Raw genomic sequence first — 26,405 nt, 5'->3', positions numbered from 1 at the left:
ATCAGGCTGAAATTGATTGTTCTGTCTCTTCGCCAAAACACCTTCGGCGTTGTAAGGTTAAGCCTCACGGTTCATTAGTATCGGTTAGCTCAACGCATCGCTGCGCTTACACACCCGACCTATCAACGTCGTCGTCTTCAACGTTCCTTCAGGAGACTTAAAGTCTCAGGGAGAACTCATCTCGGGGCAAGTTTCGTGCTTAGATGCTTTCAGCACTTATCTTTTCCGCATTTAGCTACCGGGCAGTGCCATTGGCATGACAACCCGAACACCAGTGATGCGTCCACTCCGGTCCTCTCGTACTAGGAGCAGCCCCCCTCAATTCTCCAGCGCCCACGGCAGATAGGGACCGAACTGTCTCACGACGTTCTAAACCCAGCTCGCGTACCACTTTAAATGGCGAACAGCCATACCCTTGGGACCTACTTCAGCCCCAGGATGTGATGAGCCGACATCGAGGTGCCAAACACCGCCGTCGATATGAACTCTTGGGCGGTATCAGCCTGTTATCCCCGGAGTACCTTTTATCCGTTGAGCGATGGCCCTTCCATTCAGAACCACCGGATCACTATGACCTGCTTTCGCACCTGCTCGAGCCGTCACTCTCGCAGTCAAGCTAGCTTATGCCATTGCACTAACCTCCTGATGTCCGACCAGGATTAGCTAACCTTCGTGCTCCTCCGTTACTCTTTGGGAGGAGACCGCCCCAGTCAAACTACCCACCAGACACTGTCCGCAACCCGGATCACGGGTCTACGTTAGAACACCAGCCATTAAAGGGTGGTATTTCAAGGACGGCTCCACGCAGACTGGCGTCCACGCTTCAAAGCCTCCCACCTATCCTACACATCAAGGACCAGTGTTCAGTGTCAAGCTATAGTAAAGGTTCACGGGGTCTTTCCGTCTTGCCGCGGGTACACTGCATCTTCACAGCGAGTTCAATTTCACTGAGTCTCGGGTGGAGACAGCCTGGCCATCATTACGCCATTCGTGCAGGTCGGAACTTACCCGACAAGGAATTTCGCTACCTTAGGACCGTTATAGTTACGGCCGCCGTTTACCGGGGCTTCGATCAAGAGCTTCGCGTTGCCGCTAACCCCATCAATTAACCTTCCGGCACCGGGCAGGCGTCACACCGTATACGTCCACTTTCGTGTTTGCACAGTGCTGTGTTTTTAATAAACAGTTGCAGCCAGCTGGTATCTTCGACTGATTTCAGCTCCACCCGCAGGGGCTTCACCTACATATCAGCGTGCCTTCTCCCGAAGTTACGGCACCATTTTGCCTAGTTCCTTCACCCGAGTTCTCTCAAGCGCCTTGGTATTCTCTACCTGACCACCTGTGTCGGTTTGGGGTACGATTTGATGTTACCTGATGCTTAGAGGCTTTTCCTGGAAGCAGGGCATTTGTTACTTCAGCACCGTAGTGCCTCGTCATCACACCTCAGCGTTAATAAACGACCGGATTTACCTGGTCGTTCCGCCTACATGCTTAAACCGGGACAACCGTCGCCCGGCTAACATAGCCTTCTCCGTCCCCCCTTCGCAGTAACACCAAGTACAGGAATATTAACCTGTTTCCCATCGACTACGCCTTTCGGCCTCGCCTTAGGGGTCGACTCACCCTGCCCCGATTAACGTTGGACAGGAACCCTTGGTCTTCCGGCGAGCGGGCTTTTCACCCGCTTTATCGTTACTTATGTCAGCATTCGCACTTCTGATACCTCCAGCATGCCTCACAGCACACCTTCAACGGCTTACAGAACGCTCCCCTACCCAACAACGCATAAGCGTCGCTGCCGCAGCTTCGGTGCATGGTTTAGCCCCGTTACATCTTCCGCGCAGGCCGACTCGACCAGTGAGCTATTACGCTTTCTTTAAATGATGGCTGCTTCTAAGCCAACATCCTGGCTGTCTGTGCCTTCCCACATCGTTTCCCACTTAACCATGACTTTGGGACCTTAGCTGGCGGTCTGGGTTGTTTCCCTCTTCACGACGGACGTTAGCACCCGCCGTGTGTCTCCCGTGATAACATTCTTCGGTATTCGTAGTTTGCATCGGGTTGGTAAGCCGGGATGGCCCCCTAGCCGAAACAGTGCTCTACCCCCGAAGATGAGTTCACGAGGCGCTACCTAAATAGCTTTCGGGGAGAACCAGCTATCTCCCGGTTTGATTGGCCTTTCACCCCCAGCCACAAGTCATCCGCTAATTTTTCAACATTAGTCGGTTCGGTCCTCCAGTTAGTGTTACCCAACCTTCAACCTGCCCATGGCTAGATCACCGGGTTTCGGGTCTATACCCTGCAACTTAACGCCCAGTTAAGACTCGGTTTCCCTTCGGCTCCCCTATACGGTTAACCTTGCTACAGAATATAAGTCGCTGACCCATTATACAAAAGGTACGCAGTCACACCACGAAGGTGCTCCCACTGCTTGTACGTACACGGTTTCAGGTTCTTTTTCACTCCCCTCGCCGGGGTTCTTTTCGCCTTTCCCTCACGGTACTGGTTCACTATCGGTCAGTCAGGAGTATTTAGCCTTGGAGGATGGTCCCCCCATATTCAGACAGGATACCACGTGTCCCGCCCTACTCTTCGAGTTCACAGCCTGTGTGCTTTCGTGTACGGGACTGTCACCCTGTACCGTGCGACTTTCCAGACGCTTCCACTAACACACAAGCTGATTCAGACTCTGGGCTGCTCCCCGTTCGCTCGCCGCTACTGGGGGAATCTCGGTTGATTTCTTTTCCTCGGGGTACTTAGATGTTTCAGTTCCCCCGGTTCGCCTCGTTAACCTATGTATTCAGTTAACGATAGTGTGACGAATCACACTGGGTTTCCCCATTCGGACATCGCCGGGTCAAAGGTTCATATCACCTCGCCGGCGCTTTTCGCAGATTAGCACGTCCTTCATCGCCTCTGACTGCCAGGGCATCCACCGTGTACGCTTAGTCGCTTAACCTCACAACCCGAAGATGTTTCACTTCTGATTGCGAAAATTTGAGAGACTCGAACACACCATTAAAGATGTGTCGTTTCAATTTTCAGCTTGATCCAGATTTTTAAAGAGCAAATATCTCAAACGTGACTCGTAAGTCAGTTTTGAGATATGACGGCAGGTGACTTTCACTCACGAACCAGCAAGTGGCGTCCCCTAGGGGATTCGAACCCCTGTTACCGCCGTGAAAGGGCGGTGTCCTGGGCCTCTAGACGAAGGGGACGTGTAGTCTCAATCGCAAGACGCCTTGCTATTTACTTTTCATCAGACAATCTGTGTGAGCACTGCAAAGGCAGGTTCTTTAAGGTAAGGAGGTGATCCAACCGCAGGTTCCCCTACGGTTACCTTGTTACGACTTCACCCCAGTCATGAATCACAAAGTGGTAAGCGCCCTCCCGAAGGTTAAGCTACCTACTTCTTTTGCAACCCACTCCCATGGTGTGACGGGCGGTGTGTACAAGGCCCGGGAACGTATTCACCGTAGCATTCTGATCTACGATTACTAGCGATTCCGACTTCATGGAGTCGAGTTGCAGACTCCAATCCGGACTACGACGCACTTTATGAGGTCCGCTTGCTCTCGCGAGGTCGCTTCTCTTTGTATGCGCCATTGTAGCACGTGTGTAGCCCTACTCGTAAGGGCCATGATGACTTGACGTCATCCCCACCTTCCTCCAGTTTATCACTGGCAGTCTCCTTTGAGTTCCCGGCCTAACCGCTGGCAACAAAGGATAAGGGTTGCGCTCGTTGCGGGACTTAACCCAACATTTCACAACACGAGCTGACGACAGCCATGCAGCACCTGTCTCAGAGTTCCCGAAGGCACCAAAGCATCTCTGCTAAGTTCTCTGGATGTCAAGAGTAGGTAAGGTTCTTCGCGTTGCATCGAATTAAACCACATGCTCCACCGCTTGTGCGGGCCCCCGTCAATTCATTTGAGTTTTAACCTTGCGGCCGTACTCCCCAGGCGGTCGACTTAACGCGTTAGCTCCGGAAGCCACGCCTCAAGGGCACAACCTCCAAGTCGACATCGTTTACGGCGTGGACTACCAGGGTATCTAATCCTGTTTGCTCCCCACGCTTTCGCACCTGAGCGTCAGTCTTTGTCCAGGGGGCCGCCTTCGCCACCGGTATTCCTCCAGATCTCTACGCATTTCACCGCTACACCTGGAATTCTACCCCCCTCTACAAGACTCTAGCCTGCCAGTTTCGAATGCAGTTCCCAGGTTGAGCCCGGGGATTTCACATCCGACTTGACAGACCGCCTGCGTGCGCTTTACGCCCAGTAATTCCGATTAACGCTTGCACCCTCCGTATTACCGCGGCTGCTGGCACGGAGTTAGCCGGTGCTTCTTCTGCGGGTAACGTCAATCGCTGTGGTTATTAACCACAACGCCTTCCTCCCCGCTGAAAGTACTTTACAACCCGAAGGCCTTCTTCATACACGCGGCATGGCTGCATCAGGCTTGCGCCCATTGTGCAATATTCCCCACTGCTGCCTCCCGTAGGAGTCTGGACCGTGTCTCAGTTCCAGTGTGGCTGGTCATCCTCTCAGACCAGCTAGGGATCGTCGCCTAGGTGAGCCATTACCCCACCTACTAGCTAATCCCATCTGGGCACATCTGATGGCAAGAGGCCCGAAGGTCCCCCTCTTTGGTCTTGCGACGTTATGCGGTATTAGCTACCGTTTCCAGTAGTTATCCCCCTCCATCAGGCAGTTTCCCAGACATTACTCACCCGTCCGCCGCTCGTCACCCAGGAGCAAGCTCCCTGTGTTACCGCTCGACTTGCATGTGTTAGGCCTGCCGCCAGCGTTCAATCTGAGCCATGATCAAACTCTTCAATTTAAGTTTGATGCTCGTGAATTAAACTTCGTAATGAATTACGTATGTTCACTCAGAGACTTGGTATTCATTTTTCGTCTTGCGACGTTAAGAATCCATGTCACTTTGAGTGCCCACACAGATTGTCTGATAAATTGTTAAAGAGCAGTGCAACGCGGCTTTCGCTCACCGTTGCGAGGTGGCGTATATTACGCTTTCCCGCTTCAGAGTCAAGCGTTTATTTACGCTGTTCTCTGCTGACCAGGCGGCGTGTGTGCCGTTGTTCCGTGTCAGTGGAGGCGCATTATAGGGAGTAATTCTGAACCTGCAAGGATAAAGTGAAATTTATTTACTGACTGCTCACTTTCCAGGCAAAACCAACTCCAGACCTCAATTTTCGCCTGGTTTTTAAACAAAAACGAGCCGCAAGCGGCTCGTTTTTGCGTTTTGTGACTTACTGCACTGCCACAATGCGATCGTCGTTGGCTTCCAGACGGATAACTTTGCCAGGAACCAGCTCCCCGGAGAGGATCTGTTGCGCCAGCGGGTTTTCGATCTGCTGCTGGATAGCGCGTTTCAATGGACGCGCACCGTACACCGGATCGTAACCGTTCTTACTCAGCAGCTTCAGCGCATCGTCGGAGATGTGAATTTCATATCCACGTTCTTCCAGACGTTTGTACAGACGCTGCAGCTGGATCTGCGCAATCGACGCAATGTGTTTCTCACCCAGAGGATGGAATACCACCACTTCATCAATACGGTTGATGAACTCCGGACGGAAGTTATGGCTTACCACACCCAGCACCAGATCCTTCATGTGGCTGTAGTCCAGTTCACCGAAACGTTCCTGAATCAAATCGGAACCCAGGTTCGAGGTCATAATGACAACCGTATTACGGAAGTCGACCGTTCTCCCCTGCCCGTCGGTCAGACGACCATCATCCAGCACCTGAAGCAGGATATTGAACACATCCGGATGCGCTTTTTCCACCTCATCCAGCAGGATGACGGAGTAAGGACGACGGCGCACCGCTTCCGTCAGGTACCCACCTTCTTCATAACCCACATATCCCGGAGGCGCCCCGACCAGACGCGAGACGGAGTGTTTCTCCATAAACTCGGACATGTCGATACGCACCATCGCATCGTCGCTGTCGAACATAAAGTTAGCCAGCGCTTTGCACAGCTCGGTTTTACCGACACCCGTCGGCCCCAGGAACAGGAACGAACCAATCGGGCGGTTTGGATCGGACAGCCCTGCACGGCTACGACGAATAGCGTTCGATACCGCCTCAACCGCTTCGTTTTGACCAATCACACGATTGTGGAGATCGTTCTCCATGCGCAGCAGTTTTTCACGCTCGCCTTCCAGCATGCGCGCCACGGGAATACCGGTCCAGCGCGCCAGGACTTCCGCGATCTCGGCATCCGTCACTTTATTACGCAACAGACGCATCGTTTTACCTTCTGACTGCGTCGCTATCTCAAGCTGTTTTTCCAGCTCAGGAATTTTGCCGTACTGCAGTTCAGACATCCGAGCCAGATCGCCCACGCGTCGCGCCTGCTCAATGGCAATTTTTGCCTGTTCGAGTTCAGCTTTAATGGTCTGCGTACCGGAAAGGGAGGCTTTCTCGGCTTTCCACTCTTCTTCCAGCTCAGAATACTGGCGCTCTTTATCGTCCAGCTCTTCATTGAGCATATCGAGGCGTTTCTTACTGGCTTCATCAGACTCTTTCTTCAGCGCCTGCTGTTCCAGCTTGAGCTGAATGATGCGTCGGTCGAGTCGGTCCAGCTCTTCCGGCTTCGAGTCAATCTGCATACGAATGCTCGACGCCGCTTCATCAATCAGGTCGATCGCTTTATCCGGCAGCTGACGGTCAGCAATATAACGATGCGAAAGCGTCGCCGCCGCAACGATGGCCGGGTCAGTGATCTGTACATGGTGGTGCAGTTCATAGCGCTCTTTCAGACCACGCAGGATCGCGATGGTATCTTCAACGCTTGGCTCGGCAACAAACACTTTCTGGAAACGACGTTCCAGCGCAGCATCTTTCTCAATATACTGACGGTACTCATCCAGCGTAGTGGCACCGACGCAGTGAAGTTCACCTCGCGCCAGCGCAGGTTTCAGCATGTTCCCGGCATCCATCGCGCCATCCGCTTTACCCGCGCCGACCATGGTGTGCAGTTCATCGATAAACAGAATGACGTTGCCTTCCTGCTTCGCCAGGTCGTTAAGCACGCCTTTAAGGCGCTCTTCGAACTCGCCGCGGTATTTCGCACCGGCCACCAGCGCGCCCATATCCAGCGCCAGTACGCGACGGCCTTTCAGGCCTTCCGGCACTTCACCGTTGACAATACGCTGCGCCAGCCCTTCAACAATCGCAGTTTTACCGACACCCGGTTCACCTATCAGCACCGGGTTGTTCTTGGTACGACGTTGCAGTACCTGAATGGTACGACGAATTTCTTCATCACGGCCGATCACCGGGTCAAGTTTGCCCTGTTCAGCACGCTCGGTCAGATCGACCGTAAATTTCTTCAAAGCCTGACGTTGGTCTTCGGCTCCCTGATCGTTCACGCTTTCACCTCCGCGCATGTTCTCAATCGCCTGAGTCACGTTGGCGGTGGTCGCACCGGCAGATTTCAGCAGGTCGGTCAAGGTACCGCGTGATTCAAGCGCCGCCAGAACAAACAGCTCTGACGAAATAAAGTTGTCCCCACGTTTTTGCGCCAGCTTGTCGCAAAGGTTCAGGACGCGCACCAGATCCTGCGACGGCTGAACGTCGCCGCCGGTCCCTTCGACCTGCGGTAAACGGCTCAGCGCCTGATCGATAGCGGTGCGTAACTGGCCAGCATTAATGCCAGCGGACGTTAATAAAGGACGTACCGATCCCCCTTCCTGATTCAGCAAGGCGCTCATTAAATGAAGAGGTTCGATAAATTGGTTGTCGTGCCCCAGTGCGAGGGACTGGGCATCGGCGAGAGCAAGCTGGAATTTATTAGTAAGACGATCCAGACGCATAACTCCTCCCATAACAGGTCAAATTTGCTACTGGAGATTAAATGAGGTCATCCCTCAATTATTCAAGGTTAATGACCTGAATTATGTGAAAAGAAAACGGCACGTGCCGGATCGTCTTGATTCTTTAGGTTATATCAGCCAAATGAAACTTGCCATACGGCCCGTCGTCTTGTCGCGGCGATAAGAGAAAAAATCATCCTTTTCGGTGAATGTACAGCGATCGCCGCCGAAGATCTGCGTTATGCCGACGCTGTTCAGCCGCTGACGAGCAAGCTGGTAAATATCGGCCAGATATTTATCTCCGGAAGGCAGGAAGGCGTCCGCCGCTTGCGGATCTTTAACCATAAAGGCTTCGCGAACCTCCGGCCCCACTTCAAAAGCGCGAGGACCAATGGCCGGGCCAAGCCAGGCCATAATATTGGCGGGCTCATCCTTAAAGCAGGCGACAGTTTCTTCCAGCACGCCTTCACACAGTCCACGCCAGCCCGCGTGTGCTGCAGCCACCTCGGTGCCTGAACGGTTACAAAAAAGTACCGGCAGACAATCCGCGGTCATTACAGCACAAACGGTTCCCGGAGTATTGCTGTAAGAGGCATCAGCACGTTTAGAAGCATAGGGTTCCCCCGTCAACTTCAGCACCGCCTTGCCATGAACCTGTTCCAGCCAGACCGGTTTTGAAGGCAGGTTCCCCGCAGCAAACAGACGCCTGCGGTTCTCTTCCACATGCTCCAGGTTATCGCCACAGTGTGCGCCGAGGTTCAAAGACTCCCACGCGCCCTGGCTAACACCGCCAGTGCGGGTTGAACTGCAGGCGGCCACGCCGGCAGGCAATGGCCACTCCGGGACAATCAGTTTGGTCATAACCAGTCCACTTGATCCTTATGTTCTTCGAAATCAACACGCATCGCGTCAATAAGGTCCACCATATCCTGCGGGATAGGCGCATGCCACTCCATCTGAATACCGGTGATCGGATGGTAAAGGCGCAGCATGGTCGCGTGCAGCGCCTGACGATCGAATTTACGCAATACGCTGATGAACTCATCCGACGCGCCCTTAGGCGGACGTGGACGACCACCGTAGACCTGATCCCCCACCAGCGGATGGGTGATGTGGGCCATATGCACACGAATCTGGTGAGTACGCCCGGTCTCCAGACGCAGACGCAGGCGCGTATGAATACGGAAATGCTCCATAATGCGATAGTGCGTCACCGCCGGTTTACCCATCGGATGCACCGACATATGGGTTCGCTTGGTCGGGTGACGGCTGATGGGCTCTTCTACCGTCCCGCCAGAGGTCATATGCCCAATGGCTACCGCCTCATACTCACGGGTGATTTCGCGCAGCTGCAGCGACTCCACCAGACGTGTCTGAGCAGGAACGGTCTTCGCCACCACCATCAGACCGGTAGTGTCTTTATCCAGACGGTGCACGATGCCCGCGCGCGGAACATCCGCGATCGGCGGATAGTAATGGAGAAGCGCGTTAAGTACCGTACCGTCAGGATTCCCCGCGCCCGGATGAACAACCAGGTCGCGCGGCTTGTTGATTACCAGAATGTCATCATCTTCATAGACGATGTCCAGTGGGATATCCTGCGGCTCGAAGCGGATTTCCTCTTCGATTTCAGCATTGATGGCGACAGCTTCCCCACCTAACACTTTCTCTTTTGGTTTGTCCCAGATTTTGCCGTTTACCATCACGCGCTGGTCAAGGATCCATTCTTTTATGCGTGAACGCGAATAATCAGGGAACAATTCGGCCAAAGCCTGATCTAAGCGTTGACCGAGCTGATTTTCGGAGACTGTTGCGGTGAGTTCTACTCGTTGTGCCATAAACTGCTTCTTCGTTTAACGTTGGGTTTTACGGCTTTGCCGTTTAATATAGTGTGCTATTGTAGCTGGTCTTAATCGGGAGCAGGAACAGAGTTTCTCCCGGACAAACATTTGAGGAAAGTCAAAACGTCATGACGCGCATGAAATATCTGGTGGCAGCGGCCACGTTGAGCTTGGCTTTGGTGGGCTGCTCCGGTTCAAATGAACAGGTCCCTGACAATCCGCCGAATGAAATCTATGCGACTGCACAACAAAAGTTGCAGGACGGTAACTGGAAACAGGCGATAACGCAACTGGAAGCGTTGGATAATCGCTATCCATTTGGTCCGTATTCGCAGCAGGTACAGTTAGATCTCATCTACGCATACTATAAAAATGCCGATCTGCCGCTGGCTCAGGCAACCATCGATCGTTTCATGCGTCTGAACCCGACTCATCCTAACATCGACTACGTGATGTACATGCGCGGCCTCACCAACATGGCGCTGGACGACAGTGCGCTGCAGGGCTTCTTCGGCGTGGATCGTTCCGACCGTGACCCGCAGCATGCGCGTGATGCCTTCAATGACTTCTCCAAGCTGGTGCGCGGCTATCCAAACAGCCAGTACGTGACTGACGCCACCAAACGTCTGGTGTTCCTGAAAGATCGTCTGGCGAAATATGAATACTCCGTGGCGGAATATTATACCCGCCGTGGCGCATGGGTTGCCGTGGTTAACCGCGTAGAAGGTATGCTGCGCGATTACCCGGATACTCAGGCAACGCGCGACGGCCTGAAGCTGATGGAAAATGCTTACCGTCAGATGCAGATGACCGCTCAGGCTGAAAAAGTGGCGAAAATCATCGCCGCGAACAGCAGCAACACCTGATTTTGCCTCAATGCAAAACGGCAGCCCGCAGGCTGCCGTTTTTTTATTCGTTTCTGAGCATTGCTGAAGCGCCTTAGCCTCAACACATCCTGTCAACTATGGCCCCAATTTATGCCTTCTACAAGGTAAATCTCACCTCTTCCTGCCCTGCCTCACAAAAAAGATTCCCTGACAAAAACCGACAAAATAACGTGATCTAAATCACACATTTTGACATTGGGTCGGGTATGCTGGAATCACCAAGACGGAAAGACAAGAGGTAAAATTTATGACAATGAACATTACCAGTAAACAAATGGAAATTACTCCGGCAATTCGCCAGCACGTCGCAGACCGTCTCGCCAAACTGGATAAATGGCAAACTCATTTGATTAATCCACATATCATCCTGTCCAAGGAGCCGCAGGGTTTCATCGCTGACGCAACTATCAATACTCCAAACGGCCATCTGGTCGCCAGCGCAAAACACGAGGATATGTACACAGCTATTAACGATTTGATCAACAAGCTGGAACGGCAGCTCAATAAAGTGCAACACAAAGGTGAAGCCCGTCGCGCCGCAACGTCGGTGAAAGACGCCAGCTTCGCGGAAGAAGTTGAAGAAGAGTAATCCTTTAAATTGAGTGTACCGCCAACGCGCCTTCGGGCGCGTTTTTTGTTTTTTATTGACAGGGTGAAAACAGTACGGGTACTTTAACGGTATCAATCGCAGGATGACTTTATGAAACTTACGCCGTTCTTCTTCGCATTCTTTTTTACCTTCCCCTGAACGGGAGGCGTTTCGTCGTGTGATAAAGAATGCGAAGACGAACAACAAGGCCTCCCACACCGGGGGGCCTTTTTTATTGATAACGATAAGATGAGACAGGCAACACTATGACACCGGAAAACCCGTTACTGGATCTGCGAGTAAAAATCAGCGCGCTGGATGAGAAACTGCTGGCGCTGCTGGCCGAACGCCGCGCCCTTGCCGTTGAAGTAGGCAAAGCCAAGCTGGACTCCCATCGTCCGGTCCGTGATATCGACCGCGAGCGGGATCTTCTGGAACGTCTCATTCAGCTCGGCAAAGCGCATCACCTCGATGCCCACTACATCACCCGGTTGTTCCAGCTCATCATCGAAGATTCCGTTCTGACCCAGCAAGCGCTACTGCAGCAGCATCTCAATAAAACCAATCCGCACTCTGCGCGTATCGCTTTCCTCGGGCCAAAGGGCTCCTATTCTCACCTGGCCGCACGTCAGTACGCTGCACGCCATTTCGAAGAGTTTATCGAGAGCGGCTGCGCGAAGTTTGCCGACATTTTTAACCAGGTCGAGACCGGCCAGGCGGATTACGCCGTGGTGCCGATTGAAAACACCAGCTCCGGCGCTATCAACGACGTCTACGATTTGCTGCAGCACACCAGCCTGTCGCTGGTCGGCGAGCTGACGATCCCTATCGATCACTGCGTGCTGGTATCCGGTTCAACGGACCTGAGCACGATCGAAACCGTCTACAGCCACCCGCAGCCGTTCCAGCAGTGCAGCCAGTTCCTGAACCGCTATCCGAACTGGAAAATTGAGTACACCGAAAGCACCTCGGCGGCGATGGAAAAAGTGGCGCAGGCTAATTCCCCCACCGTCGCGGCGCTCGGCAGCGAAGCGGGCGGCGCGCTGTATGGCCTGCAGGTGCTGGAACGCAACCTGGCAAACCAGACGCAAAACATTACCCGCTTCGTGGTGCTGGCCCGCAAGGCAATCAATGTGTCTGACCAGGTACCGGCCAAAACCACGCTGCTGATGGCAACCGGCCAACAGGCCGGTGCGCTGGTTGAAGCCCTGCTGGTGCTGCGTAATCACAACCTGATCATGACCAGGCTGGAATCACGCCCAATCCACGGTAACCCGTGGGAAGAGATGTTTTACCTCGACATCCAGGCCAACCTGGAGTCCGCTTCCATGCAGAAAGCTCTCCGCGAGCTGGGCGAGATCACGCGTTCCATGAAGGTGCTGGGCTGCTACCCGAGCGAAAACGTCGTGCCGGTCGATCCAATCTAACGTTCGATAAAGCGGCTTTTCTTCATCCCTGCCACGCCCACCGGCAGGGTGAAGATGGCCCCGGATAGCGGATATTTCGCCACCTCCTCCGCATCCATATTCTCCCGCGTGGTGGTAATAAACAGCGTTTTCATATCATCGCCGCCAAAGCAGACCATCGTCGGGCAACGCACCGGCATGCGATATTCTTCCAGCTGCTCCCCTTGCGGTGAAAAACGCGCGATGCGCCAGCCGTCAAACAGCGCGCTCCAGTAACAGCCTTCCACATCCATCGCCGCGCCGTCCGGTATCCCCTCGCCCTCTTTAAACTGACGAAACACCTCGCGCCTGCCGGGTTCGCCCTGCTCATCAAGCGGCGTACGATAGATCACACCGTTTGGCGTATCTGAGGTAAACATCCACTGCTTATCCGGGCTAAACGCTAAGCCGTTATGCCCGTGGATATCGCACTGGATCACCTTCGGCGTCAGGTCGTTGTCGATGCGCATCAGCAGGGCGCCGTTGTAATCTCCCGGCCCCCAGAACGTGCCCGCATAGAAGCGGCCCTGGTGATCGGTACCTCCATCGTTAAAACGCGCCAGCTGCGGGTTAGAGGGGTTATCACACACCTTGCGGCGCAGCAGGCCGTGTTTATCGGTCAGCCAGATACCCGTTCTCATCGCAACGATAAAACCACCCTGCTCGCGCAACGCGAAACAGCCCACCTCCTCGTGGAAAGAGAGTACGGTGTGTTCCGCCGTCGGCAGATGGTAGCGGTGGATCTCTCCTTCCAGAATATCGGCCCAGTAGAGCGCCTGCTCTTCGGCGCTCCAAGTCGGGCATTCAGGCAAATGCCCGGTGTAATTCAACAGCAGCTGCGGTTCGGCCATGACAGTTCCCCAAAATGAAAAAAGCCAGCATTGCTGGCTTTCAGTATATACATCATCGCATTACTGGCGACTGTCATTTGCCTGGCGCAATAAAGTCCGACTCTCATTCTGGAAACGCTGCGCGTAATCGCCAAACCAGTGTTCGACCTTGCGGAAGCTATCGATAAACGCCTGCTTATCTCCGTGCTCCAGCAGCGTAATGGCTTCACCAAAGCGCTGATAGTAGCGCTTGATCAGCGCCAGGTTGTTTTCAGAGGACATAATAATGTCCGCGTAAAGTTGCGGATCCTGCGCAAAGAGACGCCCGACCATCGCCAGTTCCAGACGATAGATAGGTGAAGAGAGCGCCAGAAGCTGTTCAAGCTGTACGTTCTCTTCCGCCAGATGCAGACCGTAGGCAAACGTGGCAAAGTGGCGCAGCGCCTGAATGAACGCCATGTTCTGGTCGTGCTCAACCGCGCTGATGCGGTGCAGTCGTGCCCCCCATACCTGAATCTGTTCCAGGAACCACTGATAGGCTTCCGGCTGACGACCGTCGCAGTAAACCACCACCTGCTTAGCAAGGCTGCCGCTGTCCGGGCCAAACATCGGGTGCAGACCCAGCACCGGACCCGTATGAGCAGCCAGCATTGCCTGCAGCGGACCATTTTTGACGGAGGCCAGATCCACCAGGATGCAATCTTTCGGTAAAGGAGGCAGCTTCCCGATGATTTGCTCCGTCACGTGGATCGGCACGCTGACGATAACCATCCCGGCATCTTTCATGAGTTCCGGAGCATGCGCCCAGTCCTCTTTTTCCAGAATGCGCACCTGATAGCCAGAAAGCGTAAGCATCTTTTCAAACAGGCGCCCCATCTGCCCAGCACCGCCGACAATCACGACCGGACGCAGGGAAGGACAGAGAGTTTTGAAGCCCTTGTCGTTTTCACTGGAATAGGACTCCCGCATCACGCGACGCAGAACATCTTCAATCAAGTCCGGCGAAACCCCCAGCGCCTGCGCCTCTTTACGGCGGGAGGCGAGCATAGAGGCTTCGCGCTCCGGGACGTAAATCGGCAGGCCGTATTTGCTTTTCACCTCACCGACTTCGGCAACCAGCGACATGCGTCGCGCCAGCAGATCCAGCAGCGCCTTATCCACTTCATCAATTTGATCGCGCAGTGCGGTCAATTCAGCAACCATAACTACCCTCTTAAGCCAGACGCGTCGCCAGCTGGCCGTTTAAATCTTTATGGATCTCACGCAGCAGTGCATCGGTCGTCTCCCAGCTGATGCAGGCATCCGTCACGGAGACGCCGTGCTTCATGGCACTGCGCGGTTGTTCAGATGACTGATTGCCTTCATGAATGTTGCTCTCAATCATCAGACCGATAATCGAACGATTGCCATCTTTGATCTGTGCGACCACGGATTCCGCAACCGCAGGCTGGCGACGGTAATCTTTATTCGAGTTACCATGACTGCAATCTACCATCAGTGCCGGGCGCAGTCCCGCCTGCTCCATCTCTTTTTCACACTGGGCCACGTCCGCCGGGCTGTAGTTAGGGGCTTTACCGCCGCGCAGGATCACGTGGCCGTCCGGGTTACCCTGCGTTTGCAGGAGGCATACCTGGCCTGCCTGGTTGATACCGACGAAACGGTGCGGCATGGCGGCAGCGCGCATGGCATTAATCGCCGTCGCCAGGCTGCCATCGGTACCGTTTTTAAAACCAACCGGCATCGACAGGCCAGACGCCATCTCGCGATGGGTTTGCGATTCCGTGGTACGCGCGCCAATCGCGGACCAGCTGAACAGATCGCCCAGGTACTGCGGGCTGTTCGGATCCAGCGCTTCGGTTGCCAGCGGCAGCCCCATGCTGACCAGCTCAACCAGCAGGCGACGCGCAATCTTCAGGCCTGCTTCTACATCAAACGAGCCATCCATGTGCGGATCGTTAATCAACCCTTTCCAGCCGACGGTAGTACGTGGCTTCTCAAAATAGACGCGCATCACCAGGTAGAGGCTATCGCTGACCTCCTCCGCTAATGCTTTAAATCGACGAGCGTACTCAATGGCGGCTTCAGGATCGTGAATGGAGCAAGGACCACACACCACCAGCAGGCGCGGATCGCGGCCGGCGATGATATTTGAAATGGTCTGACGCGAGTGCTCAATCTGAGCCTCCTGCGCGACGCTCAGCGGAAATTCTGCTTTCAGTTGATCCGGGGTAATTAAAACCTGTTCGTCAGTGATATGTACGTTGTTCAGCGCGTCTTTTTGCATGATGGCGATCCTGTAAAGCTCGTTTGCGATAGTTGTTTTCCTCAATGAGGTGAAACCACGATACCATAAAAAGTAAACATTTCAATCCAAAATACGTACACATTACTTTACACAAGCCAATTTATTGCAAAAATCAGCCGTCAAAAACGTAAAGTTTAAATTACAGACATATATTCTTAAGCCAGGCTATGCTGAAGAAAAAAGGAGAATGGCTATGCGTTCAATTGCTCTCATGCTGTTGTCGCTGTTTTTAACGGGCTGTCAGATCAATCCTTATACCTTCCAGCCCGACTGGACCAGTCCCTCCTGGTTTGATGCAGGTAAAGAAGACGCCATGAATGGCCTGCCGGTTAAAGATAACCAGACCCTGGCCGATAGTTTTAACGACACCCACGTTGATCGTAGTGAATATCTTCGCGGCTACGCTGACGGCCAAAAGAAAGTCTGCGAAGAAGGGTTTATTCATGCCTGGGGATTAGCGGGCAAATCTTTCCCTGCCAGTTGCGATACTGCCGAAAACGCGACAAAACTGCGTGCGTCATGGCAGGAAGGGATGGATGAAAGTATGCGTTCCAGCAGACTTAATTAAGTCTATTTTTATCCACCGAAAAATAAACAACTGTAGGATTTAGCTTAGGTTGGCCTGATGCTATTTCTGACATAATGACGGCTCTGATAAACAATGGTATTCTGCCCGCAACTCTCAAGGACATCTATTTCCGGAGCGATGTGGCGGATTCTGGTGAGAAATTTATTCTTGATCTCTTTTTTCCGACTCACTCTGGTGTTAATGCTGTTCCTTATGGTGGGCCCTGCGGCGGCAGGCACGCTTACGGAAACGGATAAATCGGTACGCTCGATTGTCTCAGGCATTGTGAGCTATACGCGATGGCCGTCACTTTCCGGGCAGCCTAAACTTTGCGTCTATGCCACTTCTCACTATACGCACGCGCTCAGCGGCGACGAAGGGCACAACGAGTTACCCTATACTCCCGTTATTGTACGTAACGATCAGGAAGCCCTGGCCGCGACGTGTGATGCGATTTATTTCGGGTCTGAATCACCGGCAAAACAACTTGAATTAATAAGTCAATATCAGGGCAGAGCGTTGCTATTAATCTCAGAGCAAAATCCGGAATGTGTAATTGGCAGTGCCTTTTGCCTGATGATCGATCGCGGCCAGGTACGGTTTTCCGTCAACCTGGATGCGTTGACGCGCAGTGGCGTAAGAGTCAATCCGGATGTATTAATGCTGGCACGGAATAAGCAGCATGGATAAAGATTTCACTTCAACGCCACGTCCGACGTTTAAAAGAACGTTGAGGCGAAACAGCATGATAAGCGTCATTATCACAATGACGTTAATATGGCTGTTGCTCTGTTTTGCTTCCGTCGTGACGTTAAAACAATATGCGCAAAAGAACCTCGAATTAACTGGCGCCACAATGAGCCACAGCCTGGAAGCCTCGCTGGTTTTCAACGACTCGCTGGCGGCCAACGAAACGCTTGCAGCCCTGGGCAAACAGGGGCAGTTTGCCGCGGCGGAGGTGATTAACGCGCATAAAAAGCGGTTTGCCTACTGGTCATGGAACCCGGAAGATAACAACGACACGCTGGGCGCACTGGTCAGCCGCTGGCTTTTCCCCGTACCGGTTGCGCAGCCCATCATGCATAACGGCTTAAGGATCGGCGAAATCCGCCTTACCGCGCGTGACAGTTTGATCAGCCACTTCATCTGGACGTCGTTTGCCGTACTTACCGGCTGCATTCTCTTTGCCGCCGTCGTCGCGCTTATCATTACCCAGTCTTTGCATCGTGGGATGGTTATGGCCCTGCAGAACATTACCGACGTCGTGCATGACGTACGCACAAACCGCAACTTCTCCCGCCGGGTGAAAGACGGGCGTATCGAAGAGTTTCACCAGTTTGGCGAAGACTTCAACAGTCTTCTGGATGAAATGGAAGAGTGGCAGCTGAAGCTCCAGGCGAAAAACGCCCAGCTGTTGCGGACCGCCATGCACGACCCGCTCACCGGTCTTGCCAACCGCGCAGCGTTTCGTAACAGCATTGCGGCCTTAATGAACGACCCTTCAGCCAGAACAAACTCGGCCCTGCTCTTCCTCGACGGTGATAACTTTAAGTTTATTAACGACACCTGGGGCCACGCGGCAGGAGACTGCGTGCTGATCGAAGTCGCCAGCAGGATGATGGAGTTTGGCGACAAACGTCATCAGTCTTACCGTCTTGGCGGTGACGAATTTGCCATGGTGCTGTACGGCGTTCACTCTGAGCTTGAGGTTCAACACATTTGTGCTGCGCTTTCGCAGCAGTTTATTCGTCCGTTTGATCTTCATAACGGGCAAAAAGCATCGATGTCATTCAGCATTGGCTTTGCTCTGGCGTGGGAAAATGCTTCCGTGGAAGCATTACTGGAGAGGGCTGACCGCAATATGTACCAGGTTAAAAACCAGCGTACGAAAACAATAAGTTAGAAAGGATACACTATGTTAAAACGTTACTTCGCGCCGTTAGTACTGGCCTCACTGGTTCTGGCAGGCTGTCAGTCGCCGCCGGAAGGAAAATTCACTCCTGAGCAAATTGCGGCGATGAAGTCTTACGGTTTTAACGAACTGAACGGTGACTGGTCGCTTGGCATGTCGGACACCATCCTGTTTGATAAAAATGACGCCAGACTGCGTTCTGAGAGTGAAACGCAGATCCAGTCCATGGCCTCTCGCCTGGCGGAAACCGGCCTGACCCATGCGCGAATGGACGGTCACACGGATAACTACGGGGAAGAAAGCTACAACGAAGCGCTGTCGTTAAAACGCGCCAACGCCGTGGCCGATGCCTGGGCAAAGGGGGCAAATATCCCGCGCAGCAATCTCACCACGCGGGGATTAGGTCAAAAATACCCGGTTGCGAGCAACAGTACCCCGCAAGGGCGCGCTGAAAACCGCCGCGTCGCAGTGGTGATCAGCACGCCATAGGGTTATTTAGCGGATGATTCGGCGAGCGTCACCCTGGTTGCCGCTCGCCAGCGCAGCCAGTCCACCAGAATAAACAGCGCCAGACTCACGCCCATGACCGGCAGGGCCAGCCCCAGCAGTACGCTGGTTATCAGCGTAACCCCTCTTCCCCATCCTGACAGCGCCAGCCAGCTCTGACAAAGCGTCTGTACCGGACTCACTGCCGATTGCGCAGGACGACGCATCCACCACATCCGGTATCCCCAGATAATGAGCACGCACAGGGCGAGGCCGAACGCCACGAGCAGCAGCTGATTTGCCAGGCCGAATAAGATCCCCATATGGAAATCCACGCCCCAGCGGGTCAGTTTTGCCATTAACGGGAAATCCTCGAATCGGGTTCTGTCCAGGACCTGCATTGTATGGGGATCAACCGCAACGGCGTCCACCTGAGTCGGCCAGCTGCGATCGATTTCCGTTACGGTCCAGGCACGATCCATTGTTTTCGCCGGGCGGATCTCCAGCTTGCTGGCATTAATCCCCGCGTTACGCGCCGCGCTTAATACCCCGTCAAACTGCGTCAAATCCATCGCCATTTCCGGCATCATCATCCCACCGTGATGACCGCGATGTTCGGCATGTTCATCCATAACCTCATGTTGGCCGGATAGCGTCGTGTTCACCTGCGGGGTGAGCCAGTTCATCTCTGCACGCAGCTTATCCACGTTCCCGCCAGCCCACTGGGACCAGGTCAGGCCGGTTGCGGAGAACAGCAGCATTCCACCCAGCAGAACCCAGCCCAGCGTCACGTGCACCCGACGCCGGTTCTGGAAGTGATTGTTGATCCGCCGTTTGGGTCGGGTATAAAACCACAGGGCAACACCGCCCAGCGCTGCAACCCACATCCACGAGGCCGCAAGCTCGCTGTAGAGGCGCCCAATGTCGCCCAGCATCAGGGACGTATGCAGGTAATCAATAGTCTGACGCAGCGGTAAAATCCCGCTGGTGCCGTATACCGTCATATCTCCCAGTACCGTCAGGCTTACCGGATCCACGAAGATAGCGCGGTTCTCCGATGACCCAAGTTTCGGGTCAGCGAACATCACGCGGGTGGTTTCGCCTTCAGCCAGCCCCGGACGAACGGCGTGCAAACGTAAATCTGATCCAACGGTTTTTTCCGCCACGGCGATTTGTTCGGCCAGAGGCTGCGGCTCGCCAACGGAATCCGCGTGGAGCGCGTGTCGGTAGAGCGCATTCTCCAGCTGCGGGGTCGCCACATACAGCGTCCCGGTCAGCGCGGCGAAGAAGATAAACGGGCCGACAAACAGCCCAACGTAGAAATGAAGGCGACGCAGCAGGTTTCCCCATGCCGCGCGCGAGGTGCAGGTAGTCATACTTTTCCTTTTTAAGGCAAAAAGTTATCGATTTTGTTTTTAAAGGGAAAAAGCAGACTGCCGCGGCGGCGCGCGGGTATCCGGGTAAAGCCAGGGGAAGAAGTGCCAGTGGTTGACCGCCTGACGCGGCGGCTTAACGCGAAGCCTCTGCAGCACCACGCTGAGCAGGACGATCAGCGCCAGCATCACGCCAGGGACATGCGCTAACAGCACGCAGTAGCCGCACGCTTCCGCATGGTCGACAGGCATCGAGTGCGGCATATCGCCGTGATGCTCGTCCATCGACATCATGCTCATGTCATGATGCATGCCCGGCATGGCGCTCATGGGATCTTTCTGCAACGAGACGGAGATCAGCGGCGCCACCACGATCAGCAGGATCGCAAACAGCGCGATCAATGCCGCTGCGCGTTTCCGGTCAGGCTGATGCAGTACGTTATCCACTTCCCCTCCACTCAAGAGGCAAGCATTGTAAATGATTTATGACGAAAGGGTTAACTCGAGAGGTGCGATGGGATAAAAAAAGGGCCAGCCTTTCGGCCAGCCCTTTCTAACAGGATGTCGCTTAAGCGAATCTTAGTTCAGACGCTCTTTAATACGAGCAGACTTACCAGTACGCTCACGCAGGTAGTACAGTTTAGCTTTACGTACAGCACCACGACGTTTAACAGCAATGCTGTCAACTACCGGAGAGTGAGTCTGGAAGACACGCTCAACGCCTTCGCCGTTGGAAATTTTACGAACAGTGAATGCAGAGTGCAGACCGCGGTTACGAATAGCGATAACCACGCCCTCGAATGCCTGCAGACGTTTTTTGGAACCTTCAACAACCCATACTTTCACTTCCACGGTGTCACCTGGACGGAAGGAAGGTACGTCCTGCTTCATCTGCTCTTGTTCAAGTTGCTTAATAATGTTGCTCATAATTTAATCTCTTATCCTGGGTAAACTGATATTCGGGAGCGTATTACGCATTCCCATCATGTTCATGCTGCTGGTGCGCGTGTTCAGTTTTGAACTCGGCCAGCAACTTTGCTTGCTCTTCAGTCAGAGCCAGGTTTTCCAGAAGTTCAGGTCTTCTAAGCCAGGTTCGGCCCAGCGACTGCTTCAAACGCCAGCGACGTATCTCGGCATGGTTTCCAGACAGTAACACTGCCGGAACTTCCATCCCTTCTAACACTTCAGGACGAGTATAGTGTGGACAGTCCAGCAATCCATCGGCAAAGGAATCTTCCGTTGCCGAAGCTTCATGGCCCAGAACACCCGGAATAAACCGGGCGACGGAGTCAATCAGCGTCATTGCCGGTAACTCACCACCGCTGAGAACGTAATCGCCGATAGACCATTCTTCGTCAATCTCGGTTTGAATTACGCGCTCATCTATCCCTTCGTAGCGCCCACAGACCAGAATCAGCTTTTGATTCGTCGCCAGTTCGCTCACGCCCGCTTGATCAAGCTTGCGTCCCTGAGGTGACAGATAAATCACCTTTGCGCCTTCACCTGCCGCGGCTTTTGCTGTGTGAATGGCGTCCCGTAAGGGTTGCACCATCATTAGCATCCCCGGTCCGCCGCCGTAAGGACGATCGTCCACGGTACGGTGCCGGTCATGAGTAAAGTCACGAGGACTCCAGCTCTGGATGCTCAGCAGGCCATTCTTTACTGCCCGGCCAGTTACCCCGTAATCGGTAATCGCGCGGAACATTTCAGGAAACAGGCTAATTATGCCAATCCACATAGCGCCGTCTTTTACCGTTTATCCGGAGAATTTAAAAACCAGGATCCCAATCTACTTCAATGGTTTGAGTAGTGAGATCGACTTTCTTGATAACCTGTCCATCGAGGAACGGGACCAACCGCTCCTTGATGCCAAATGCATCTTTCAGGTTTGCCTTAATGACGAGAACGTCATTTGACCCGGTTTCCATCATATCGATGACTTTCCCCAGGCTGTAGCCTTCGGTAGTGACCACCTGGCAACCCATAAGGTCTTTCCAGTAGTAGTCGCCCTCTTCCAGCTTTGGCAACTGCGACGAATCCACGACAATTTCACAATTAGTCAGCGCATTCGCGGCATCACGATCGTCAACGCCTTTCAGCTTGATGATGATGTCCTGATTGTGGTGACGCCAGCTTTCCAGCTCGACCTCTTCCCACTTACCGCCTTTCTGGATAAACCAGGGCTGGTAATCAAAAATGCTATCAGCGTCTTCAGTGGAGGAAAACACTCTGAGCCAACCACGGATACCGTAGCAAGAACCCATTTTTCCCAATACGATCGGTTCAACAGGTGCTTTACTGCTCATCATGACCACCGTGACAGATTAAGCTGCTTTGTTTGCTGCTTTGATCAGCGTAGCAACGCGATCGGAAACAATAGCGCCCTGGCCAACCCAGTGAGCGATACGATCCAGATCCAGACGAGTTTCTTCTTCTGCGCCAGCGGCCAGTGGGTTGAAGAAACCAACGCGCTCGATGAAGCGACCGTTGCGTGCATTACGGCTGTCAGTCACAACAACCTGGTAGAACGGACGCTTTTTAGCGCCGTGACGTGCTAAACGAATAGTTACCATAACATCCTCTTGTGTGAATAAAACAACCGGGCCCCATCGAGGAACGGAGCCCGGGTGTCATATTAAAAGCCCGAAAATTTTACTCATTTTCGGGCAAAAAGCAATCTCAAAAGCGATTAACGCCCTGGAAAACCGGGAGGCATCATCCCTTTCATCCCACGCATCATCTTCGCCATGCCGCCTTTCTTCATTTTCTTCATCATGCGCTGCATGTCGTCGAACTGTTTCAGAAGGCGGTTAACGTCCTGCACCTGCATGCCGCAACCGGCTGCGATACGGCGTTTACGGGAACCTTTGATGATGTCCGGGTTAGCGCGCTCTTTCAGCGTCATCGAATTGATGATCGCCTCCATACGCACCAGCACCTTGTCATCCATCTGCGCTTTCACGTTGTCAGGGATCTGGCCCATGCCCGGCAGTTTGCCCATCAGGCTGGCCATGCCGCCCATGTTTTTCATCTGACGCAGCTGCTCAAGGAAGTCGGTGAGATCGAACCCGTCGCCTTTTTTCAGCTTGCTGGCGAGTTTCTCAGCCTGCGCGCGGTCAACCTTGCTCTCAATATCTTCGATCAGCGACAGCACGTCGCCCATGCCGAGGATACGGGAGGCAATACGGTCCGGGTGGAACGGCTCCAGCGCTTCGGTTTTCTCGCCCACGCCGAGGAATTTGATCGGCTTGCCGGTGATGTGGCGAATCGAGAGGGCCGCACCGCCGCGGGCGTCACCGTCCACTTTGGTCAGCACCACGCCGGTTAACGGCAGCGCTTCGTTAAACGCTTTCGCGGTATTCGCCGCATCCTGACCGGTCATGGCGTCGACAACAAACAGGGTCTCTACCGGGTTGATAGAGGCATGCACCTGCTTGATCTCGTCCATCATCGCTTCGTCAACGTGCAGACGACCGGCGGTATCCACCAGCAGCACGTCGTAGAATTTCAGCTTCGCCTCTTTCAGCGCGGCGTTAACGATGTCGACAGGCTTCTGCGCCACGTCGGACGGGAAGAAATCCACGCCAACCTGCTCAGCCAGAGTTTCCAGCTGCTTGATCGCCGCCGGGCGATAGACGTCCGCAGAGACCACCAGCACTTTCTTCTTGTGCTTTTCGCGCAGGAATTTACCCAGCTTACCGACGCTGGTGGTTTTACCCGCACCCTGCAGGCCCGCCATCAGCACCACGGCCGGTGGCTGAGCGGCCAGGTTAAGCACCTGGTTCTCTTCGCCCATCGCCGAAACCAGTTCATTACGAACGATTTTGACGAACTCCTGACCCGGAGTCAGGCTCTTGTTAACTTCATGACCAACCGCCTTATCTTTCACGCGGTTGATAAAATCACGAACAACCGGCAACGCGACGTCTGCTTCCAGCAGCGCCATGCGCACTTCGCGCAGCGTTTCCTTGATGTTCTCTTCAGTAAGGCGTCCGCGGCCGCTGATGTTGCGCAGCGTGCGCGACAAACGATCGGTTAAATTATCAAACATTGTCTCTCGCCTGAGTAGAAACGTTGGGTCGCATTGAGCGACACATACACAGAATTTTGCCGGAGTATAACATGAAGGCGCCTTTGTTGTTATGCAACGGTTGGAGCAGGCGTCACGTAACGTTATACTGCTTCTCTTTCTTATTAAGACAACTGTCGATGCCTATATGCCTGTTTTCGCACTGATCGCCCTTGTTGCCTACTCTGTCAGCCTCGCGCTGATTATTCCCGGACTGCTGCAAAAAAACAGCGGCTGGCGGCGCATGGCTATTCTTTCTGCGGTCATCGCACTGATTAGCCACGCCTTTGCGCTGGAATCACGCATCATCCCCGGCGACGGCAGCGTGCAAAACCTGAGCGTCCTCAACGTCGGCTCGCTGGTCAGCCTGATGATCTGTACGGTAATGACCATCGTCGCGTCTAAAAATCGCGGCTGGCTGCTGCTGCCGATTGTCTACACCTTCGCGCTGATCAATCTGGCCCTCGCCATCTTTATGCCTAATGAGTTCATTACGCATCTGGAGGCGACGCCGGGGATGCTTGTGCATATCGGCCTGTCGCTCTTTGCCTACGCGACGCTGATTATCGCCGCGCTTTACGCCATGCAGCTCGCCTGGATTGACTACCAGCTGAAAAACAAAAAGCTGGCGTTTAACCATGAAATGCCGCCGCTGATGGTCATTGAGCGTAAGATGTTCCACATCACCCAGGTGGGTGTGGTGCTGCTGACGCTCACGCTCTGCACGGGCCTGTTTTACATGAAGAACCTGTTCAGCGTGGAGAATATCGATAAAGCGGTGCTCTCCATCATCGCGTGGTTTGTCTATATTGTCCTGTTATGGGGCCATTATCATGAAGGCTGGCGCGGTCGTCGCGTGGTCTGGTTCAACGTCGCGGGTGCGGGCATTCTCACCCTTGCCTATTTTGGCAGCCGCTTCATACAGCAATTTGCTGGCTAAGAAACAAAGGAGTTCCCCCTGGAACACATCTCTACCACCACGCTGATCATTACGCTGATCGTCATGGTGGTCATCTCCGCCTATTTCTCCGGCTCGGAAACCGGCATGATGACCCTGAACCGCTACCGGTTACGTCATCGTGCCAAACAGGGTAACCGCGCCGCACGTCGCGTTGAAAAGCTGCTCCGCAAGCCGGATCGCCTGATAAGCCTGGTGCTCATCGGCAACAACCTCGTCAACATTCTGGCCTCCGCCCTCGGCACCATCGTCGGGATGCGCCTGTACGGTAACGCCGGGGTGGCGATTGCCACCGGCGTGCTGACGTTCGTGGTGCTGGTTTTTGCCGAAGTGCTGCCGAAAACCATCGCCGCACTTTATCCGGAGAAGGTCGCCTACCCAAGCAGCTTCCTGCTGGCACCGCTGCAGATCCTGATGATGCCGCTGGTCTGGCTGCTGAACATGGTGACGCGCGTCCTGATGCGGATGGTGGGAATCAAAGCCGACGTCACTATCAGCAGCGCACTCAGCAAAGAGGAATTGCGCACTATCGTGAATGAATCCCGCTCACAGATTTCCCGGCGCAATCAGGACATGCTCCTGTCGGTGCTGGATCTGGAAAAGGTGAGCGTGAACGACATCATGGTGCCGCGTAACGAAATTGTCGGTATCGACATCAATGACGACTGGAAAGCCATCGTTCGCCAGCTGACGCACTCCCCGCACGGGCGCATTGTGCTCTATCGTGATTCACTGGATGACGCTATCAGCATGCTCCGCGTGCGCGAAGCGTACCGTCTGATGACCGAGAAAAAAGAGTTCACCAAAGAGGTGATGCTGCGCGCCGCCGACGAAATTTACTACGTGCCGGAAGGAACGCCGCTCAGCACGCAGCTGGTAAAATTCCAGCGAAACAAGAAGAAGGTCGGCCTGGTGGTCAACGAGTACGGCGATATCCAGGGGCTGGTGACGGTCGAAGATATTCTGGAAGAGATTGTCGGGGACTTTACCACCTCAATGTCGCCTTCCCTCGCGGAAGAGGTCACCCCGCAAAACGATGGCTCGGTGCTGATTGACGGCAGCGCGAACATTCGTGAACTCAACAAAGCCTTTAACTGGCATTTACCGGAAGATGAGGCTCGCACCATTAACGGGATGATTCTGGAAGCGCTGGAAGAGATACCGGCAGCGGGCACGCGGGTGCGCATTGAACAGTACGATATTGATATCCTGGACGTGCAGGACAATATGATTAAGCAGGTGAAAGTCCTGCCCGTAAAACCCCTGCGCGAAAGTATCGCGGAGTAAGGTTGTAGG

At 54.0% G+C, this 26,405-nt stretch carries 23 protein-coding genes, 1 tRNA gene, 2 rRNA genes and 1 other annotated feature; of the genes, 10 read left to right on the top strand and 16 right to left on the bottom strand.

From position 1 onward, the window contains the following. Positions 1-53: 53 nt before the first annotated feature. The 6 genes from AC4IBF_RS05105 to rluD all read right to left on the bottom strand — a co-directional run bounded on the left by AC4IBF_RS05105 (position 54) and on the right by rluD (position 9,684). Positions 54-2,959, bottom strand: a 23S ribosomal RNA gene (locus AC4IBF_RS05105). Positions 2,960-3,142: 183 nt separating this feature from the next. Further along, positions 3,143-3,218 (bottom strand) — tRNA-Glu (locus tag AC4IBF_RS05100). An 84-nt stretch (positions 3,219-3,302) separates the two neighbouring features. Further along, a 16S ribosomal RNA gene (locus tag AC4IBF_RS05095) occupies positions 3,303-4,842 on the bottom strand. The 16S and 23S rRNA genes sit together here with 1 tRNA gene alongside, the layout of an rRNA operon. A gap of 430 nt (positions 4,843-5,272) precedes the next feature. After that, positions 5,273-7,846, bottom strand: a complete 2,574-nt coding sequence (clpB, locus tag AC4IBF_RS05090; protein ID WP_045909253.1) for an ATP-dependent chaperone ClpB — start codon at positions 7,844-7,846, stop codon at positions 5,273-5,275. Positions 7,847-7,975: 129 nt separating this feature from the next. Further along, positions 7,976-8,707 carry a purine nucleoside phosphorylase YfiH gene (gene yfiH, locus AC4IBF_RS05085; RefSeq protein WP_133294950.1) on the bottom strand — a complete coding sequence of 244 codons (732 nt, stop codon included), beginning with the start codon at positions 8,705-8,707 and terminating at the stop codon, positions 7,976-7,978. Continuing rightward, positions 8,704-9,684, bottom strand: a complete 981-nt coding sequence (gene rluD / locus AC4IBF_RS05080; protein WP_111964900.1) for a 23S rRNA pseudouridine(1911/1915/1917) synthase RluD — start codon at positions 9,682-9,684, stop codon at positions 8,704-8,706. The genes yfiH and rluD overlap by 4 nt, the downstream gene beginning before the upstream one ends. A gap of 131 nt (positions 9,685-9,815) precedes the next feature. On the opposite strand from rluD, the gene bamD reads away from it, so the two are divergent. The 4 genes from bamD (at position 9,816) to pheA (ending at position 12,590) form a co-directional block, all read left to right on the top strand. Then, entirely contained in the window at positions 9,816-10,553 is a 738-nt protein-coding gene (bamD, locus tag AC4IBF_RS05075) for an outer membrane protein assembly factor BamD (RefSeq protein WP_023308867.1), read from the top strand. Positions 10,554-10,821: 268 nt separating this feature from the next. Next, entirely contained in the window at positions 10,822-11,163 is a 342-nt protein-coding gene (raiA, locus tag AC4IBF_RS05070) for a ribosome-associated translation inhibitor RaiA (RefSeq protein ID WP_003863162.1), read from the top strand. A 110-nt stretch (positions 11,164-11,273) separates the two neighbouring features. Continuing rightward, positions 11,274-11,399 (top strand) — a sequence feature (Phe leader region). Next, positions 11,275-11,322, top strand: coding sequence for a pheA operon leader peptide PheL (gene pheL / locus AC4IBF_RS05065; RefSeq protein ID WP_100249759.1), 48 nt, complete (start codon positions 11,275-11,277; stop codon positions 11,320-11,322). (Overlaps the previous feature by 48 nt.) 30 nt (positions 11,400-11,429) lie before the next feature. Further along, positions 11,430-12,590 (top strand): bifunctional chorismate mutase/prephenate dehydratase, encoded by a 1,161-nt coding sequence (pheA, locus tag AC4IBF_RS05060; protein WP_136195209.1) that lies wholly within the window; start codon positions 11,430-11,432, stop codon positions 12,588-12,590. Here the strand turns inward: pheA and AC4IBF_RS05055 are convergent. From AC4IBF_RS05055 to aroF, 3 genes are read right to left on the bottom strand one after another with little or no spacing between them, the layout of a single operon-like run. Then, on the bottom strand, positions 12,587-13,459 hold the full coding sequence (locus AC4IBF_RS05055) for an SMP-30/gluconolactonase/LRE family protein (RefSeq protein ID WP_115876091.1): 873 nt from the start codon (positions 13,457-13,459) through the stop codon (positions 12,587-12,589). The two genes, pheA and AC4IBF_RS05055, sit on opposite strands and share 4 nt — an antisense overlap. 60 nt (positions 13,460-13,519) lie before the next feature. Continuing rightward, complete coding sequence (tyrA, locus tag AC4IBF_RS05050) at positions 13,520-14,641, bottom strand: bifunctional chorismate mutase/prephenate dehydrogenase (protein ID WP_143345408.1); 1,122 nt, start codon at positions 14,639-14,641, stop codon at positions 13,520-13,522. 10 nt (positions 14,642-14,651) lie between these two features. Then, complete coding sequence (aroF, locus tag AC4IBF_RS05045; RefSeq protein ID WP_143345409.1) at positions 14,652-15,722, bottom strand: 3-deoxy-7-phosphoheptulonate synthase AroF; 1,071 nt, start codon at positions 15,720-15,722, stop codon at positions 14,652-14,654. Between the two features lie 214 nt (positions 15,723-15,936). Between aroF and AC4IBF_RS05040 the strand changes: the two genes are divergently transcribed. From AC4IBF_RS05040 to AC4IBF_RS05025, 4 genes are all read left to right on the top strand, one after another. Beyond that, a complete protein-coding gene (locus tag AC4IBF_RS05040; RefSeq protein ID WP_115876094.1) occupies positions 15,937-16,311 on the top strand; it encodes a DUF2799 domain-containing protein in 375 nt (124 codons plus the stop codon). A 138-nt stretch (positions 16,312-16,449) separates the two neighbouring features. Next, complete coding sequence (yfiR, locus tag AC4IBF_RS05035; RefSeq protein ID WP_223580273.1) at positions 16,450-17,001, top strand: regulatory sequestration protein YfiR; 552 nt, start codon at positions 16,450-16,452, stop codon at positions 16,999-17,001. Beyond that, positions 16,994-18,214: a diguanylate cyclase DgcN/YfiN gene (dgcN, locus tag AC4IBF_RS05030; RefSeq protein ID WP_288460791.1), complete on the top strand. Its 1,221-nt coding sequence runs from the start codon at positions 16,994-16,996 to the stop codon at positions 18,212-18,214. The genes yfiR and dgcN overlap by 8 nt, the downstream gene beginning before the upstream one ends. Before the next feature lie 12 nt (positions 18,215-18,226). After that, positions 18,227-18,712, top strand: a complete 486-nt coding sequence (locus tag AC4IBF_RS05025; RefSeq protein ID WP_115876096.1) for an OmpA family protein — start codon at positions 18,227-18,229, stop codon at positions 18,710-18,712. A gap of 2 nt (positions 18,713-18,714) precedes the next feature. Here the strand turns inward: AC4IBF_RS05025 and AC4IBF_RS05020 are convergent, their stop codons facing one another. The 7 genes from AC4IBF_RS05020 to ffh all read right to left on the bottom strand — a co-directional run bounded on the left by AC4IBF_RS05020 (position 18,715) and on the right by ffh (position 24,133). Further along, positions 18,715-20,085, bottom strand: coding sequence for a PepSY-associated TM helix domain-containing protein (locus AC4IBF_RS05020; protein ID WP_491463180.1), 1,371 nt, complete (start codon positions 20,083-20,085; stop codon positions 18,715-18,717). 39 nt (positions 20,086-20,124) lie between these two features. Continuing rightward, positions 20,125-20,529 carry a DUF2946 domain-containing protein gene (locus tag AC4IBF_RS05015; protein WP_111964891.1) on the bottom strand — a complete coding sequence of 135 codons (405 nt, stop codon included), beginning with the start codon at positions 20,527-20,529 and terminating at the stop codon, positions 20,125-20,127. 132 nt (positions 20,530-20,661) lie between these two features. Then, positions 20,662-21,009 carry a 50S ribosomal protein L19 gene (gene rplS, locus AC4IBF_RS05010; RefSeq protein ID WP_002914145.1) on the bottom strand — a complete coding sequence of 116 codons (348 nt, stop codon included), beginning with the start codon at positions 21,007-21,009 and terminating at the stop codon, positions 20,662-20,664. A gap of 43 nt (positions 21,010-21,052) precedes the next feature. Then, positions 21,053-21,820, bottom strand: coding sequence for a tRNA (guanosine(37)-N1)-methyltransferase TrmD (gene trmD / locus AC4IBF_RS05005; RefSeq protein ID WP_014832949.1), 768 nt, complete (start codon positions 21,818-21,820; stop codon positions 21,053-21,055). 31 nt (positions 21,821-21,851) lie between these two features. Continuing rightward, the gene (rimM, locus tag AC4IBF_RS05000; RefSeq protein ID WP_164850638.1) at positions 21,852-22,391 is read right to left on the bottom strand and encodes a ribosome maturation factor RimM; all 540 of its coding nucleotides are present in this window, start codon (positions 22,389-22,391) and stop codon (positions 21,852-21,854) included. 15 nt (positions 22,392-22,406) lie between these two features. Continuing rightward, the gene (gene rpsP, locus AC4IBF_RS04995; RefSeq protein WP_491463179.1) at positions 22,407-22,655 is read right to left on the bottom strand and encodes a 30S ribosomal protein S16; all 249 of its coding nucleotides are present in this window, start codon (positions 22,653-22,655) and stop codon (positions 22,407-22,409) included. A 116-nt stretch (positions 22,656-22,771) separates the two neighbouring features. Continuing rightward, positions 22,772-24,133: a signal recognition particle protein gene (gene ffh, locus AC4IBF_RS04990; protein ID WP_136195204.1), complete on the bottom strand. Its 1,362-nt coding sequence runs from the start codon at positions 24,131-24,133 to the stop codon at positions 22,772-22,774. A 166-nt stretch (positions 24,134-24,299) separates the two neighbouring features. Between ffh and AC4IBF_RS04985 the strand changes: the two genes are divergently transcribed. Then, on the top strand, positions 24,300-25,091 hold the full coding sequence (locus AC4IBF_RS04985; RefSeq protein ID WP_491463178.1) for a cytochrome C assembly family protein: 792 nt from the start codon (positions 24,300-24,302) through the stop codon (positions 25,089-25,091). A gap of 18 nt (positions 25,092-25,109) precedes the next feature. After that, positions 25,110-26,396, top strand: a complete 1,287-nt coding sequence (locus tag AC4IBF_RS04980) for an HlyC/CorC family transporter (protein WP_048029284.1) — start codon at positions 25,110-25,112, stop codon at positions 26,394-26,396. The last annotated feature ends 9 nt before the right edge of the window (positions 26,397-26,405 follow it).

The sequence above is a fragment of the Enterobacter sp. Taxon_8 genome, from assembly GCF_058354585.1.
This window is presented reverse-complemented; position numbering and strand designations above follow the sequence as displayed.

Bases quoted from the DNA above. Each gene is read 5' to 3' on its own strand.
- clpB (WP_045909253.1), bottom strand. From the start codon at position 7,846: ATGCGTCTGGATCGTCTTACTAATAAATTCCAGCTTGCTCTCGCCGAT.
- yfiH (WP_133294950.1), bottom strand. From the start codon at position 8,707: ATGACCAAACTGATTGTCCCGGAGTGGCCATTGCCTGCCGGCGTGGCC.
- rluD (WP_111964900.1), bottom strand. From the start codon at position 9,684: ATGGCACAACGAGTAGAACTCACCGCAACAGTCTCCGAAAATCAGCTC.
- bamD (WP_023308867.1), top strand. From the start codon at position 9,816: ATGACGCGCATGAAATATCTGGTGGCAGCGGCCACGTTGAGCTTGGCT.
- raiA (WP_003863162.1), top strand. From the start codon at position 10,822: ATGACAATGAACATTACCAGTAAACAAATGGAAATTACTCCGGCAATT.
- pheA (WP_136195209.1), top strand. From the start codon at position 11,430: ATGACACCGGAAAACCCGTTACTGGATCTGCGAGTAAAAATCAGCGCG.
- AC4IBF_RS05055 (WP_115876091.1), bottom strand. From the start codon at position 13,459: ATGGCCGAACCGCAGCTGCTGTTGAATTACACCGGGCATTTGCCTGAA.
- tyrA (WP_143345408.1), bottom strand. From the start codon at position 14,641: ATGGTTGCTGAATTGACCGCACTGCGCGATCAAATTGATGAAGTGGAT.
- aroF (WP_143345409.1), bottom strand. From the start codon at position 15,722: ATGCAAAAAGACGCGCTGAACAACGTACATATCACTGACGAACAGGTT.
- AC4IBF_RS05040 (WP_115876094.1), top strand. From the start codon at position 15,937: ATGCGTTCAATTGCTCTCATGCTGTTGTCGCTGTTTTTAACGGGCTGT.
- yfiR (WP_223580273.1), top strand. From the start codon at position 16,450: ATGTGGCGGATTCTGGTGAGAAATTTATTCTTGATCTCTTTTTTCCGA.
- dgcN (WP_288460791.1), top strand. From the start codon at position 16,994: ATGGATAAAGATTTCACTTCAACGCCACGTCCGACGTTTAAAAGAACG.
- AC4IBF_RS05025 (WP_115876096.1), top strand. From the start codon at position 18,227: ATGTTAAAACGTTACTTCGCGCCGTTAGTACTGGCCTCACTGGTTCTG.
- AC4IBF_RS05020 (WP_491463180.1), bottom strand. From the start codon at position 20,085: ATGACTACCTGCACCTCGCGCGCGGCATGGGGAAACCTGCTGCGTCGC.
- rplS (WP_002914145.1), bottom strand. From the start codon at position 21,009: ATGAGCAACATTATTAAGCAACTTGAACAAGAGCAGATGAAGCAGGAC.
- trmD (WP_014832949.1), bottom strand. From the start codon at position 21,820: ATGTGGATTGGCATAATTAGCCTGTTTCCTGAAATGTTCCGCGCGATT.
- rimM (WP_164850638.1), bottom strand. From the start codon at position 22,391: ATGATGAGCAGTAAAGCACCTGTTGAACCGATCGTATTGGGAAAAATG.
- rpsP (WP_491463179.1), bottom strand. From the start codon at position 22,655: ATGGTAACTATTCGTTTAGCACGTCACGGCGCTAAAAAGCGTCCGTTC.
- ffh (WP_136195204.1), bottom strand. From the start codon at position 24,133: ATGTTTGATAATTTAACCGATCGTTTGTCGCGCACGCTGCGCAACATC.
- AC4IBF_RS04985 (WP_491463178.1), top strand. From the start codon at position 24,300: ATGCCTGTTTTCGCACTGATCGCCCTTGTTGCCTACTCTGTCAGCCTC.